This is a genomic window from Rhodococcus (subgen. Prescottella) equi (genome assembly GCF_003013675.1).
In the GTDB taxonomy this organism is placed as follows: Bacteria; Actinomycetota; Actinomycetes; order Mycobacteriales; family Mycobacteriaceae; genus Prescottella; species Prescottella equi.
Genome location: NZ_CP027793.1, coordinates 696,153 through 710,365 on the forward strand (window position 1 = coordinate 696,153; position 14,213 = coordinate 710,365).

At 68.0% G+C, this 14,213-nt stretch carries 15 protein-coding genes; 6 read left to right on the forward strand and 9 right to left on the reverse strand.

The genetic code is table 11. From position 1 onward, the window contains the following. Positions 1-161 precede the first annotated feature (161 nt). The 4 genes from C7H75_RS03200 to C7H75_RS03215 all read left to right on the forward strand — a co-directional run bounded on the left by C7H75_RS03200 (position 162) and on the right by C7H75_RS03215 (position 6,826). On the forward strand, positions 162-2,009 hold the full coding sequence (locus C7H75_RS03200) for a hypothetical protein (RefSeq protein ID WP_106850928.1): 1,848 nt from the start codon (positions 162-164) through the stop codon (positions 2,007-2,009). Beyond that, complete coding sequence (locus C7H75_RS03205) at positions 2,006-3,169, forward strand: acyltransferase family protein (protein WP_064079605.1); 1,164 nt, start codon at positions 2,006-2,008, stop codon at positions 3,167-3,169. Before C7H75_RS03200 ends, C7H75_RS03205 begins: the two co-directional genes overlap by 4 nt. Before the next feature lie 98 nt (positions 3,170-3,267). Further along, positions 3,268-4,002, forward strand: a complete 735-nt coding sequence (locus C7H75_RS03210) for a sigma factor-like helix-turn-helix DNA-binding protein (protein WP_064079604.1) — start codon at positions 3,268-3,270, stop codon at positions 4,000-4,002. Between the two features lie 268 nt (positions 4,003-4,270). After that, positions 4,271-6,826, forward strand: a complete 2,556-nt coding sequence (locus C7H75_RS03215; RefSeq protein ID WP_005515718.1) for an ATP-dependent Clp protease ATP-binding subunit — start codon at positions 4,271-4,273, stop codon at positions 6,824-6,826. A gap of 51 nt (positions 6,827-6,877) precedes the next feature. Here C7H75_RS03215 and C7H75_RS03220 read toward each other — a convergent pair whose 3' ends face one another. Further along, entirely contained in the window at positions 6,878-7,504 is a 627-nt protein-coding gene (locus C7H75_RS03220) for a nucleoside/nucleotide kinase family protein (RefSeq protein WP_233281852.1), read from the reverse strand. An 89-nt stretch (positions 7,505-7,593) separates the two neighbouring features. On the opposite strand from C7H75_RS03220, the gene C7H75_RS03225 reads away from it, so the two are divergent. Continuing rightward, complete coding sequence (locus C7H75_RS03225; RefSeq protein WP_106851976.1) at positions 7,594-9,189, forward strand: MFS transporter; 1,596 nt, start codon at positions 7,594-7,596, stop codon at positions 9,187-9,189. A 6-nt stretch (positions 9,190-9,195) separates the two neighbouring features. Here C7H75_RS03225 and C7H75_RS03230 read toward each other — a convergent pair whose 3' ends face one another. Further along, positions 9,196-9,843 carry a hypothetical protein gene (locus C7H75_RS03230; protein ID WP_106850929.1) on the reverse strand — a complete coding sequence of 216 codons (648 nt, stop codon included), beginning with the start codon at positions 9,841-9,843 and terminating at the stop codon, positions 9,196-9,198. A gap of 66 nt (positions 9,844-9,909) precedes the next feature. Here C7H75_RS03230 and C7H75_RS03235 point away from each other — a divergent pair, with 66 nt between their 5' ends. Next, a complete protein-coding gene (locus C7H75_RS03235) occupies positions 9,910-10,344 on the forward strand; it encodes an OsmC family protein (protein WP_013414795.1) in 435 nt (144 codons plus the stop codon). Positions 10,345-10,395: 51 nt separating this feature from the next. Here C7H75_RS03235 and C7H75_RS03240 read toward each other — a convergent pair whose 3' ends face one another. The 7 genes from C7H75_RS03240 to C7H75_RS03270 form a co-directional block, all read right to left on the reverse strand. Next, the gene (locus C7H75_RS03240; protein WP_005515712.1) at positions 10,396-10,728 is read right to left on the reverse strand and encodes an SH3-like domain-containing protein; all 333 of its coding nucleotides are present in this window, start codon (positions 10,726-10,728) and stop codon (positions 10,396-10,398) included. Beyond that, positions 10,725-11,399 (reverse strand): thiocyanate hydrolase subunit gamma, encoded by a 675-nt coding sequence (gene scnC, locus C7H75_RS03245; RefSeq protein WP_013414796.1) that lies wholly within the window; start codon positions 11,397-11,399, stop codon positions 10,725-10,727. The genes C7H75_RS03240 and scnC overlap by 4 nt, the downstream gene beginning before the upstream one ends. A gap of 9 nt (positions 11,400-11,408) precedes the next feature. Further along, positions 11,409-11,708: an SH3-like domain-containing protein gene (locus tag C7H75_RS26425; RefSeq protein ID WP_005515709.1), complete on the reverse strand. Its 300-nt coding sequence runs from the start codon at positions 11,706-11,708 to the stop codon at positions 11,409-11,411. After that, positions 11,705-12,139: an SH3-like domain-containing protein gene (locus C7H75_RS26430; protein ID WP_081122509.1), complete on the reverse strand. Its 435-nt coding sequence runs from the start codon at positions 12,137-12,139 to the stop codon at positions 11,705-11,707. Before C7H75_RS26430 ends, C7H75_RS26425 begins: the two co-directional genes overlap by 4 nt. A gap of 69 nt (positions 12,140-12,208) precedes the next feature. After that, a complete protein-coding gene (locus tag C7H75_RS03260; protein ID WP_106850930.1) occupies positions 12,209-13,027 on the reverse strand; it encodes a CbtA family protein in 819 nt (272 codons plus the stop codon). After that, on the reverse strand, positions 13,018-13,212 hold the full coding sequence (locus tag C7H75_RS03265) for a CbtB domain-containing protein (RefSeq protein ID WP_005515704.1): 195 nt from the start codon (positions 13,210-13,212) through the stop codon (positions 13,018-13,020). The genes C7H75_RS03260 and C7H75_RS03265 overlap by 10 nt, the downstream gene beginning before the upstream one ends. Positions 13,213-13,530: 318 nt before the next feature. Next, the gene (locus C7H75_RS03270) at positions 13,531-14,139 is read right to left on the reverse strand and encodes a DUF4352 domain-containing protein (protein ID WP_022593979.1); all 609 of its coding nucleotides are present in this window, start codon (positions 14,137-14,139) and stop codon (positions 13,531-13,533) included. Positions 14,140-14,213 lie beyond the last annotated feature (74 nt).

The following is a 14,213-nucleotide window of genomic DNA, read 5'->3' on the forward strand; positions in this document are numbered from 1 at the left end:
GGCGGGTGGATCCGTAATCCCCGAGACGCGTGTACGGACTTCGCTGTCGGGCCAATCGTCGGAGGCCGACCGGACGGCGGCCCGTCGGACCCTCAGAGACGCATTAATTTGCGTCGGTAAGGTTCCCCGACGGTGACCGGCGGGCTGGAAGGAGTACGCGAGTGCGAACCGTTCCGGAAGCAGGCACGGGCGACCCGACGGCGTTGTCGGACACGCCGCGGAACCGTTGGTGGCCGCTTTCCCCACGCCGGGTTCTCGCCGTCGCGGCGGCGCTCGTCGCTCTTCAGCTCGTGGTGCGAGGCATCGTCGCGTTCGCGGGGGACTTCTACTGGGACGACCTGATCCTCGTCAGCCGGTCGGGGCAGTACTCGGTGCCGTCCGGCGCGTTCCTGTTCTACGACCACGACGGGCATTTCATGCCGGCCGCGTTCCTGGCTGCCTGGCTGGCTACGGCTGTGGCGCCGCTGAACTGGACGGTTCCGGCGATCATGCTGATCGTGCTGCAGGCGGGCGCCTCGCTCGCGGTGTTGCGGGTGTTGCGACTGCTGCTGGGCACACGCGCCGTCCTCTTGCTGCCGCTCACGTTCTACCTCTTCTCGCCCCTGACGCTGCCGTCCTTCGCGTGGTGGGCGGCCGGTCTGAACTCGCTGCCGATGCAGATCGGTCTCGCCTGGGTGGCGGGCGACGCTATCCGGCTGTGCCGGACCGGGCGGATGCGGTTCGCGGTGTCCGGCGCGATCGTCGCCGCGCTGTCGCTGGCGTTCTTCGAGAAGTCGGTGCTGGTGCCGATCGTCGCGTTCGCAGTGGTGGTGTTGATGTACCGCGTCGACGACATCGACCACCCGGTGCGCACGGCCCTGGCGAAGGGGCGTGCGCTGTGGATTCCACTCGCCGCGGTCGTCGCGTGCTGGGCGGCGTCGTACCTGGTGTTCACCGAGTCACGATTCGTACTGCCGAGCGCGACGCAGACCGCCGGTCTGCTGCATCACGGAACCTCTCTCGGTGTGATCCCGACGCTGCTCGGAGGTCCGTGGGCGTGGGATCGCTGGCCCCCCAGTCCGCCGTGGGCGACCCCTCCGCTCGTGCTCGTGGTGTTCGGGTGGGTTGCGGTGGCGGCAGCGCTGGCGTGGTCGTTGCGGTATCGCCTGCGCACCGGCGGAGTGTGGATCGCGATGGTCGCCTACGTCGCGGCGTCCGAGGCCGCGATGGTGCTCACCCGATCCGGACCCGACACGGCGTACGAGCTGGCGCAGACGCTCCGGTACGTCGCCGACAGCGCCGTCGTGCTCGCCATCGGCTGGGCGCTCATCGTGCGTGCGCCGCGCCGCGAAAGCGTCCGGCCACTGCCGAAGGTGCCGCCGGTCGCCGTGGCGGCGCTGACGACGCTGTTCGTCGCGAGCAGCCTGTGGTCGACGGTCACCTTCGTGCAACGTTGGCGCGACAACCCGACCGTCGACTACCTGGCGCACGCCCGTCAGTCACTCGCCGCGAACCCGGACACGCTGCTGCTCGATCAGCCGGTCTCGATCTGGGTACTGCTGCCGGTCGCCTACCCGCACAACACCACCAGTCACCTCTTCGCGCCGCTGCGGGACCGTCCGGAGTTCGCCCGGCACACCGACTACCTGCAATTGCTCGACGACTCCGGACGCCTGATCCCCGCCGCGGTGACGCCGACCCGGAATCTCGGCCAGGGCCCCGAACCGGGCTGCGGGTACCGGGTGGAGGGAGGCGGTGCGATCTTGCCGCTCGACGGTCCGCTGATCGACTGGGAGTGGACGGCGCAGCTGAACTACTTCGCGAGCGCGGACGGTGTGGTCGCGGTCGGTCTCGATCGCAGCGACGACACGGTGACGGTTCCCGTCGAGGCCGGACTGAACCAGGTCTTCGTGCGGCTGTACGGCGCCGGCGAGGGGCTACGGCTCACACCGGAGACGCCCGGACTGGAACTGTGTGTGGGCGCGGGACCGGTCGGTTCCGTCGTCGGCGCACCGAAGGCCGGGTCGTGAGCGAGGCGGGCTACATTCGGTCGCTGACGGGCCTGCGGGCCGTCGCGGCACTGCTGGTCGTCGGCGCCCACGCGGCGTTCTGGACCGGCCGGTACACCCCCGATCTGGCCGGTGGCGCGTTCTCGAGGCTCGAGATCGGGGTCGCGATCTTCTTCGTTCTCTCCGGATTCCTGCTGTTCCGGCCATGGCTGCTGACCGCGGCGGGGGAGCGCGCCTTGCCGTCGACGCGGACGTACCTGTGGCATCGCGCCCGCCGCATCCTGCCGGCGTACTGGATCACCGTCGCCGCGACGTACGCGATCTACCTGTTCCGGGACGACGCTGGCGAGACCGGGCTGGGCTGGTCGGGCTTCCTGCGGAACATGACGCTCACCCAGATCTACGGTCCGGGCCATCTGCACACCGGTCTCACCCAGATGTGGAGTCTCGCGGTCGAGGTCACGTTCTACCTGCTGTTACCGGTGATCGGCTGGCTGCTGGTGGTCGTCGTCTGCCGGCGGGAGTGGCACCCCATGCGCCTCGCGATCGCACTGCTCGCCCTCGTCGCGGTCTCTCCGCTGTGGACGTCGATCACCCACGGCACCGACATCACGTTCACCGCCCGGCTGTGGCTGCCCGGATTCGTAGCATGGTTCGCGGGCGGAATGCTGCTCGCGCTGGCGTCGGTGACGATCAGGCGCTGCAACCCGTACGGAACGGGTTTGCTCGCGCTCTACTTCCTGCTGCTCGCGTGCACCCCGCTGGCCGGGGAGGCGACCATCGTGCCGTCGAACGCGACCGAGGCGATCAGCAAATCCATGCTGTACCTGCTGTTCGCGACGGCGCTGATGGCGCCACTCGTGATCGGCGATCGCCCCGGCCCGCTGGGGCGGCTGTGCTCGTCGGGCCCGATGGTGTGGCTCGGGGAGATCTCCTACGAGATGTTCCTGGTGCATCTCGTCGTCATGGAATTCGTCGTCGACATGCTCGGCTACCGGACGTTCCAGGGCTCGACGGTCGGCGTATTCGTCGTCACCGTCGCGTTCTCCGTCCCGATCGCGTGGGCGCTGCATCGGACACTCGAACGCGTGATCCCCTCGGGCCCCCGGGTGGAGCGCCGGCCGATGACGGTGGTGCGGCGTGGAGCCGACCGGGTGCCCACTACGAGTCCGGTCGACTGAGGGGCGGAGAGTTCGAAGGCTGTGTCACACCTTCCCTCCGGCCGGTGTCTCCATGCCGAGTGCACGTGATCCGAGTGCACACGAGCGGAGGAGGAATCATGACCAGCAGAACCCGGATCCCCCGGGCCGAGTTGACCGGAATCTGCGGCGCGGTGGTCAAGCGCATGTCGCGCAGGATGCTCGGCGACGTGGCCGAACCGGTGGAAGTGACCTGGCACAACCGGACCACCCCCGACGTCGCGGACGACGTCGAGCTGGCCGAGAACGTGTCGATCGCGATGCTGACGGTTCTCGAGACCCTCGGGCCGGTCGAACGGGCGGTGTTCGTGCTGCACGAGGTCTTCGAGATGCCGTACGCGGAGATCGCGGAAGCGGTGGGCCGGAGGCCGGCCTCCGTGCGGCAGATCGCGCACCCGGCGCGCGAGCACGTCGGGGCACGCCGACCGCGGATGCAGGTCGACCGAGCCCAGCAGCAGGCGGTGGTCGAGAAATTCCTGGCCGCCGTCTCCACCGGTGATGTGCAGGCGCTGGTCGACGTGCTCGCTCCGGACGTCGTGGTGGTCGCCGACGGCGGCGGCATCGCGACGGCGGCGCGCAAGCCCATCGTCGGCGCCCGCCGGGTGGCGGTCTTCCTGTCCAAGGCGGCATCGCTGCCGGGTTTCGCGACGACCACGACCTGGCTCAACGGGATGCCCGGCATCCGAATCGACGTCGACGGCGAGGCCACCGCGGTGAGCGTGGTCGTCGAGGACGGCCGCATCACCCGCGTCTACGCGATCCGGAACCCGCACAAGCTGGGGTCGCTGGACAGCGTGTGGGATCTGCGGCGGTGACCGAGTGCGGTGATGTTCGCTTCAGGCGTACAGCGTCCGGGAAACGTTTCCGCGACCTGCGGCGTTGAGAACTTTATGCAGGTCCGCTCCGCACGTTTGACGGGTGGAGGAGCGGCAGGTCGCAAGGCAGCCCACTAGAGTATGAGGTGGGGTCGTGGAACCTTCGTCGGTTCCGGAGGCCGTCAGCCTGTTGTGCCGGAGCGAAACGCGGCGGGAGGACCGAGACGCAGGTCTCGGAACTGATTGCCGGAGAGTGTGAGGGAGAGCGATGTTCGAGAGGTTCACCGATCGCGCGCGGCGCGTCGTCGTCCTGGCTCAAGAAGAAGCCAGGATGCTCAACCACAACTACATCGGCACGGAACACATCCTGCTGGGTCTCATCCACGAGGGTGAAGGCGTGGCGGCGAAGTCGCTGGAGTCGTTGGGTATCTCCCTCGAAGGTGTCCGCAGCCAGGTAGAGGAGATCATCGGCCAGGGTCAGCAGGCCCCGTCCGGACACATCCCCTTCACTCCGCGTGCCAAGAAGGTCCTCGAGCTCAGCCTCCGTGAGGCGCTGCAGCTCGGCCACAACTACATCGGCACCGAGCACATCCTGCTCGGCCTGATCCGCGAGGGTGAGGGCGTCGCCGCCCAGGTCCTCGTGAAGCTGGGTGCCGACCTCAACCGTGTCCGCCAGCAGGTCATCCAGCTGCTGTCGGGTTACCAGGGCAAGGAGCCGGCCGAGGCCGGCGGCAGCCGCGGCGAGGCGGGTACCCCGTCGACGTCGCTGGTCCTCGACCAGTTCGGCCGCAACCTCACCCAGGCCGCCCTGGAAGGCAAGCTCGACCCCGTCATCGGCCGCTCGAAGGAGATCGAGCGCGTCATGCAGGTGCTGAGCCGCCGTACCAAGAACAACCCTGTCCTGATCGGTGAGCCGGGCGTCGGCAAGACCGCGGTCGTCGAGGGCCTCGCGCAGGCCATCGTCAACGGCGAGGTCCCGGAGACCCTCAAGGACAAGCAGCTGTACACGCTGGACCTGGGTTCGCTGGTTGCCGGCAGCCGCTACCGCGGTGACTTCGAGGAGCGCCTGAAGAAGGTCCTCAAGGAGATCAACACCCGCGGCGACATCATCCTGTTCATCGACGAGCTGCACACGCTGGTCGGTGCGGGCGCGGCCGAGGGCGCTATCGACGCGGCCTCGATCCTCAAGCCGAAGCTGGCCCGCGGTGAGCTGCAGACCATCGGTGCCACCACCCTCGACGAGTACCGCAAGTACATCGAGAAGGATGCCGCCCTCGAGCGCCGGTTCCAGCCGGTGCAGGTCGGTGAGCCGACGGTCGAGCACACCATCGAGATCCTCAAGGGTCTGCGCGACCGCTACGAGGCGCACCACCGCGTCTCGATCACCGACAGCGCGCTGGTCGCGGCGGCCACCCTGGCCGACCGCTACATCAACGACCGCTTCCTGCCGGACAAGGCCATCGACCTCATCGACGAGGCCGGCGCCCGAATGCGCATCCGCCGGATGACCGCACCGCCGGACCTGCGCGAGTTCGACGACAAGATCGCCGACGCCCGCCGCGAGAAGGAGTCCGCGATCGACGCGCAGGACTTCGAGAAGGCCGCGAACCTCCGCGACAAGGAGAAGACCCTCGTCGCGCAGCGTGCCGAGCGGGAGAAGCAGTGGCGTTCGGGTGATCTGGATGTCATCGCCGAGGTCGACGACGAGCAGATCGCCGAGGTGCTGGGCAACTGGACCGGCATCCCGGTCTTCAAGCTCACCGAGGAGGAGACCACGCGTCTGCTCCGTATGGAGGAGGAGCTGCACAAGCGGATCATCGGCCAGGAGGACGCCGTCAAGGCCGTCTCCAAGGCGATCCGTCGTACCCGCGCCGGCCTGAAGGATCCGAAGCGTCCGTCGGGCTCGTTCATCTTCGCCGGCCCGTCCGGTGTCGGTAAGACCGAGCTGTCCAAGGCGCTCGCGAACTTCCTGTTCGGCGAGGACGATGCCCTCATCCAGATCGACATGGGCGAGTTCCACGACCGGTTCACCGCGTCGCGTCTGTTCGGTGCCCCTCCCGGCTACGTCGGCTACGAAGAGGGCGGCCAGCTCACCGAGAAGGTGCGCCGCAAGCCGTTCTCGGTGGTCCTGTTCGACGAGATCGAGAAGGCACACCAGGAGATCTACAACACCCTCCTGCAGGTGCTCGAGGACGGCCGTCTCACCGACGGTCAGGGTCGTACGGTCGACTTCAAGAACACCGTGCTGATCTTCACCTCGAACCTCGGTACCTCGGACATCTCCAAGGCCGTGGGTCTGGGCTTCTCGGCGGGAACGGGCAGCGAGTCGAACTACGAGCGCATGAAGCTCAAGGTTCACGACGAGCTCAAGAAGCACTTCCGCCCCGAGTTCCTCAACCGTATCGACGACATCATCGTCTTCCACCAGCTCTCGCAGAACGAGATCATCCAGATGGTGGACCTGATGATCGGTCGCGTCGAGGCGCAGCTGAAGAACAAGGACATGGACATCGAGCTGACCGAGCAGGCCAAGTCGCTGCTCGCGAAGCGCGGCTTCGATCCCGTCCTGGGTGCGCGACCGCTGCGTCGCACCATCCAGCGCGAGATCGAGGACCAGCTGTCGGAGAAGATCCTCTTCAACGAACTGGGCCCGGGCCAGATCGTCCTGGTCGACGTCGAGGGCTGGGACGGCGAGGGCGCCGGCGAGAACGCGAAGTTCACGTTCCACGGATCCCCGAAGCCGGTCAAGGTTCCGGACTCGCCTGCCGAGGCGCTGGCCGGTGCCGGTGACTCCACCCCCTCCGAGGGCGGTTCGGCCGAGTAGGTTCACGTAAAGCGACGCCCCGCGAGCGAAAGCTCGCGGGGCGTCGTCGTGTCACGAGGCCTGAGTCCGAATCTCGGTTCCGGTGAGGGCAGAGCTCGTCGACACCGTGACGTGGGCGGCGCGCCGGGTGCGGTCCGGTCCGAACAGCGCCGATTCCTGCCGCGCCCACCGGTCCCAGTGCGGGCGGAATATCTCGCCGTCCCGTTCCAGTGCCCGACGCATCCGGTCGTCCGGGTGGGCGTCGACGAAAACCCGGACCGCGAAGTACTCCCGGGCGACGCCGCACGTCGACCCGGCGCCCTCGACGACGAGGTACCGGTGACGGCGGACGGCACGCCACTCCGCGTAGTCGCCGCGGTGCCAGTCGTACCGGCGGTACCGCGGGATCCGGCCGTGCCGGGCCGGGGAGAGGACTTGTCGGACCAACCGCGGAACCGCGGCGGCGAGGCCGTCCCAGCCGGGGTACAGGTCGTCCATGCGAACTGTCGGGGCGTCGTCCAGCGCCGCGGCGACCCGCGCGGCAAGCGTCGACTTGCCGCCGCCGGATGGTCCGTCGATGCCGATCAGGATCGGTCCTCGTCCGCGGTGCCGGAGATGGCGCCTGTGCGCGGCGTGCGCGAGCGCGACGATTCGGGCCGTGCTCTCGGCGAGCGCCGGGAGGTCGGTGTCGACGGTCATGGGCAGCACGCTATGCCAGATCCGGGGCTCGCCGGCGCAGCATCGGCATTTCGGGCCACGCACCGGTCGGGATGGTGTGGACTGGCCGGATGACATCCGCAGCGGCGGGGACTCGTCCCGCTCGGGCCCCACTCGTCCTGGCGGCGCTGATCCTCGTCGCCGCTGTGGCGAACCTGAACCTGGCGGTCGCGAATGTCGCGTTGCCGGACATCGGCAAGGCGTTCGACGCGAGCCAGACGCAGCTCAACCTGATTGCCGTCGGCTACTCGGTAGGACTTGCAGGTTCGGTGCTCTACCTCGGAGCACTCGGCGACCGGTACGGGCGCAAGATGATGCTGGTACTGGGGATGGCGCTGTCCGTGCCGGCATCCGTCATCGCCTCGACGGCGCCGACCGTCGAGGTGTTGATCGTCGCCCGACTGCTCGGTGGCGTCGCGGCCGGCATGGCCTTCCCGACCACTCTCGCGTTGATCACCGCGCTCTGGTCGGGGCCGGGACGGACGAAGGCGATCGCGTTGTGGTCCGCGATCGGTGGCGGTATCTCGTCGCTCGGCCCGCTCGTGTCCGGGGCCCTGCTGAAGTCGTTCGAGTGGGGCTCGGTGTTCCTGGTGACGGTCCCGTTGGCGCTGGTGGCGCTGGGCGCGGCGGTGGTGTTCGTGCCGAGCCACGTCAACGAGTCCGCCGACCCGGTCGATCATCTCGGCGGCATCGTCTCGGTGATCCTGGTGGCGGCGCTGGTGCTGGGAATCAACTTCGCCCCCGTCGCCGGAATGCGTACGACGGCACTGTCGATGTTGTCGGTGGCTCTGGCCGCCGGGGTGGCCTTCGCCGTCCGGCAGCTACGCGCGAGGTTCCCTCTCTTCGACCTGCGGGTGGCTCGCCGCCGCATCTTCTGGGTCGCGGCGGTCGCGGGCATAGTCGTCTTCGGAACGCTCATGGGGACCTTGTTCATCGGACAGCAGTTCATGCAGAACGTGCTCGGGTACTCGACGTTGGCGGCAGGATCGGCCGGTCTGCCCGCCGCAGCCGTCATGGTGGTGGTCGCCCCGCAGTCCGCGAAGCTCGTCGAGTCGCACGGTGCCAGATTCACGTTGCTGCTGGGGTACGCGGCGATCGTCCTGGGACTGCTGGTGGCGCTGTTGTTGTGGAAGGAGGACGCGCAGTACTGGAAGATCGCGCTCGGCTACATGTTGCTCGGAGCGGGTGTGGGTCTGGCTGGTACGCCCGCCTCGCATTCGCTGACCGGGTCGGTGCCGGTGTGGCGGGCGGGAATGGCGTCGGGCACCGCGGACCTGCAGCGCGACCTGGGCGGAGCCATCGTGCAGTCGGTGCTCGGCGCGCTGCTCACCGCCGGGTACGCGGCGTCCTTCGCCGCCGCGATCGCCGCCGCCCCGCAGTCCGGTGACGTCGGTGACCAGACCCAGGCGGCGCTCGAGAAGTCCTTCGCCGGCGCCGAGAACGTGGCGGAGCGGTACCCGCAGTACGCGGACGCGATCACCGCTGCCGCCCGCGCAGCGTTCCTCGACGGGGACTCCCGGGCATACGTCGCGGCCATCGTGATCGTCCTGGTCGGCGCAGCGCTGGTCTTCTTCGCCTACCCGCGCCGCGACGGGGAGCGGGAACTGCTCGAGCGCTATCGCGAGATCGACCGGGCGGCAGCCGAGCGCGCCGAGTCGCGGTCCTGAGCTCCGTCAGTCCCCGGCGCCCGTCGCCACCCGGGGCGACGACGGCCGCATCAACAGTGCCGCGGCCAGGAAACACAGCGCCCCGATCAGTGTGCCGAGGTTCGCGGCCGTCGCGCTCTCCGGCCGATGCGTTCCGGGGACGAGCAGGGCGCCCGCCGCGGACACCCCGAAGGCGACCGAGCCGATCGCGCCGAGCCACGTGCTGCCCCAGTTCCGCGCGTGCGGATCCCACAGCCCGTCGACGTCCGTGGTGGCGACGACGGCGAGCGCTGAGGCCACGAGGAAACACAGCGAACCGAACACGTCCGGTTGCCAGACGAATTCGCGGTGCTCGGGCAGGGTCAGGCTGTGTACGAGGGCGGCGCCGGTGCTGACGTTGAACAGCAGGGTGCCGACGAACTGCACGAAGGCCGACCACCAGTCGTACCGGTCCACCCGTGATGTCGAGGCGGTGGGAATCAGGCGTCCGCTCAGCCGGAGTTGGATGAAGGCGGCAACGGTGAAGAACAGAGAGCCCACGAAGTACGTGAGGTTGTCGGCCTCGCTGCCCACCCTCGTCGCGTAGCCCGGGAGCGCGCCCACTGCGAACAGGATCGAGCCGATCGCGAAGCCGAGCGATTCGCGGCGTAGCCCGACCTTCTCCAGCTGTCCCATGCAAGTACACGATAGGGGGTAGTTTGCGAGGAGGACGTGGACCTACCGACGAGAGGGGATCTGCACATGCCCACACGCACCGCACGTACCGCCTGGAACGGGACACTCGAAAAGGGTTCGGGTCAAGTGGAACTCACCAGTTCGGGAGTCGGCACGTTCGAAGTGTCGTTTCCGAAGCGGGCAGCGGACGATGCCGGGGGTACGACCAGTCCCGAGGAGCTGATCGCGGCGGCGCACTCGTCCTGCTATGCGATGCAGTTGTCGGCGTTGATCGGGGAGGCGGGCGGTACCCCGCAGAGCCTGGACATCCGCGCCGACGTCTCGCTCGGGCCGGACGACCCCGGATTCAAACTGACCGGCATCGTACTCACGGTGCGCGCAGAGGTCGACGGCCTGGACGCTGCGGGGTTCGCCCGCGTCGCCCAGGCCGCCAAGGAGTCCTGCCCGGTGAGCAAGGCTCTGACCGGCGTCGCCATCACGCTGGACGCCGCGCTCGAGTAGCCCCCTGGTTGTGAGCGCTCGAACGTACTGGGGCGGAAAGGTTCCCGATTCTCAGGTGCGTTCGAGCCTCGCCCGGATCTGTTCCATCTTCGCGCGTAGTTCGTCCTGGCTGACGATGCCGCGATCGAGGAAGGTATGCGCGGTGGTGATGGCCGACCGCGAGTGCACCGGGAACTGGCTGTAGATGGTTTCGCCGAGTTCGTCCTCGGTGTGGCGGCGTTCGAGGTTGTCCCACGATCCGCGCCACGACAGGCACTCGCAGGTGGCCTGCATCGCCGACTCCCAGGGATCGGGCTTGCGGTCGGTGTCGTCGAGGTCGCCGGCTCGTTCGTTCCCCGGTTGCAGTGTTCGCAGAATGACCTCGTAGCCCTGGGTTGCGGTCATCGGCCGCCTCCTGCCGACGGTGCCTTCGATGCGTCCCAGTCCGCCGTGGGCAGTGCCACGCCGATCATCGTGTCGCGGGTGACGATCTTCTGGAGTTGTTCCTCCGTCCAGCCCTCGGTGCCCTCGGGTCGCATCGGCATCACCATGAACCGGGACTTCTGGTTGGAGTCGTGCACGCGCACTTCGACATTCGACGGGAAGTGCAGGCCGAACTCGGCGAGTACCTCGCGGGGACGGCGGACCATGCGACGCCGGTAGTTCGGCGTCCGGTACCAGTCCGGCGACATGCCGAGCACGGGCCGCGGATAGCACGAGCACAGGGTGCACACGATCACGTTGTGCACCTCGGGGGTGTTCTCGAGAACGTAGAAGAACGTGTAGTCGCTCGGTGTGCCGCTGCCGGTCGGGTCACGCCAGTCGATACCCACCTCCTTGCACGTCTCGGTGCCGTTCTCGAGCAGTCGCTTCTTGAACTCGGGGTCGGTCCAGGCCTTGGCTACCAGCTTGGAGCCGCCTGACGGCCCGATGGATTCGGCCCACTCGGAGAATCGGCGGTGGTCCTCGGCCGAGAAGAGTCCCTTCTCGATGGCGAGCTCGCGCAGGGCGAGCTCGAGGACCTCGAACTCACTGATCTCCTCGGAGGCCTGGATGGGCTTGTGTGGATCGCTCACTTCTCCTCCTCACTCGTTCGTCCCGGCAGGCCGAAGCCAACCTTCTGCGCACTCGGTCTCGAGTGTGTCGACGGGGAACCCGGTGTAGCGGGGCCACAGATCGGTCTGCTTGAAGCGGACGACGTAGAAGGGTTCCTTGCGTCCGGTCTCGAGCTTGTCGAACGCCTCGTCCTCCGGTATCACCCACTCGGGGCGGTGTTCGACGACGGTCCCTTCCTGATTGCGCACGAACGCCTGTGTGCGGGTGTGGAACAGGCTCGTCTGGTCCTTCACGACCACGCGGTCGCCCACCTTGAACTTGGGGGTCATTTCCGTTCCTCCTGAAGCCGGGCGCGCACTTGGTCGACGCGGTCGCAGAGTTCGTCGAGGGGGATGAGGCCCTTGTCGACCATCACCTTGGCCGCCACGGTGAGCCATCGGGCGTAGTACGGATAGCCGAAGTACTGCGTCTCGCCGAGATCGACCTCGGCCCGCCGACGCATCTCCGCATTCCACGAGCCCCGCCAGGCCAGGCACTCGCAGGTGACGTAGGTGTTCAACTCCCACGACTCTTCGCCCTTCTCCAGGTACGGGACCGAGAGCGCGGGCTGCCCGCCGACGTCGTGGAGGACGTGCCGCAGGACGTCGTACCGTGCGTTGGAGATCGTGTACGGCGAATCCTGGACGTCGTGCTCCGCTGGTGCGATCTTGGCCAGACCATCGGTGAGCGTCTGGAATCGGGCTTGGTTTTCGGTGGTCATGGAGGTCTCCCTTCCATGTGGGTTCGGGGTGCTTGTGCGGTCGTTTTCGAAACCTCGCCAGTGCCCCTCCTACGGTCGCGCTGTGCCGGTCGTCGTCGCGTCGTACACGGCAGTGGGAACCGGCCCGTGCGTCGCCCTGCGCTGTGCGCGTTCGGTGAGGAATGCGAAGGTGAGGCCGAGGCACAGCCACAATGTCGCCTGGGTCGCCAGCGACGAGATCCGGAACTCCCACAGCAAAGTTGCGGGGAAGTCGTCTCCCACCTCGTTCACACCCGGCAGCAGGAGGTAGCCGACCGTCACGATCACCAGGAACGTGAGGATCGAGGCGCCGACCCTGATCGTCCAGTACCTCTGGGAGACAAGGATCTTCGCCGTGTACACCGTCGCGCTGACTGCGAGCAGTCCGAGCGCGAGCGCCGCCAACCACAGCCAGGTGCGCTGGTCGATCGTCTCCGGGTCGCCTACCGCGGGTGGGTTCGCCGGGTACTTGAAGAACGGCACCGCCTCGACCGCGAGCCAACCTCCTGCGGCCAGACCGAGTGCCAGCAGCGGACCCGCCACGGTGGTGAACCGTCTCGCGTAGTGGGTGACGACTCCGAATATCGCGCCGATCGCGATACCGGCGAGAGTGGTCGCCAGGAACAATCCCGCGCGCTGGCCGTCCCGTGAGACGAGCGCATCGTCACCGTGCGAGTGTGTCGCCGTCCCGGCTTCGTGGTCGTGTGATCCTGCGGCGTCGGCGGCGGGAGCCGACTCCTCGATGGCGATCGCCGCGGCGACGTGTGGTTCGCCGAGTGCGAAGGCCACGGCACCGGTCAGCACGCCGGCGATCAGTCCCGCGAGCAGGCCGCGGAGCAGCAGACTTCGCAGCGATCCTGCTAGTGGCATGGGAGCCCCAGGAGGTGCCGGCCGTCGTGCATCAGTTCGTGCATGTACATTCCGCTGCGCGAGATCGCGCCCTGATCGAATCCGACCAGGTAGAGGGTGAGCAGGGCGAGGAGCACGACGCCGACCGCGACGAGCGCGATTCCGAGCGATTCGATTGCCCTGTCGGGACTGTGGACGAGAGTCATGTTTCCTCCTGGGGTGCGCCCCGGAGCGGGTGGGAGAGAGGGGCGGATCCGGCACCGAGGCCCAACCGTGCGAGCGGCCCGGCGGATCAGGATCCGAAGGCGGCGTGCAGTCTTGCCCGACGACGAGCCGACGGGGGTCGAGTGGCCTGCTCTTCGGCGTCGGATCGAGGGCAGTTCCGACGCTACACGCGACGGTTCCACGCCTGCACGCGGTTGTGCTGATCGCACAACCGCGGGGACGGACCGGACACCGTGAGAGTGGCGGGGCTCGGCGACCCCTCGACGCCGAACCCCGCCGAGCACGGGACCTGCCGACAACTACTGCAGCAGAATCGATTCACCGCCCGAGAAGACTGAATCGTGTACTTCGAGCACTGCGGGGACGGTTCCGGCGGGCACGTCGAACACGATCGTGGCGTCCACGGAGTTGCCGGGATTGATCTGTTCGAACGGCACACCCTGGTCGAGGGTGAAGGTCGCCATGTCGTCGACCGAATACTGCCGTCCCTGTGCGTCGACCATCTTCTGTGCCGAGGTGGTGAAGCTCTGCTCCCGATCGCCGATGTTGCGGACGGTCATCCGTACGAGGACGAACTGCCCCTGCGCCTTCTCGGTGAGGTACTCGTTCGTCCCGACCGTGGGAACTCCGGCTTCCACCCCGTGCACGACGAACTCGAACTTGCCGTCGCGGACAGGGGTTCCGATCCGGGCATCCGACGGTCGTTCGACGGCGGCGCCGGCCTCGCGGGCTTCCCGAGTGGGGCCGTCGCCCGATCCTCCGGTGGCCGCGACGATCGCGATGATCGCGACGACGGCGACGCCGAGCGAGGTCAGTACCTTGTGTCGGCCGAACCAGTTCTTCTTCGCGGGTGGGGGAGGCGTGTAGCCGGGCTGCTGCGGATGCGGGAACTGCTGCGGAGCGCTCACCGAGCTTCCTTTCGATGTTCGTGGCGCGCAGTCGGGTGGCGGCGCGCGTCGTGCTGTGACGAGCACATCGCAGT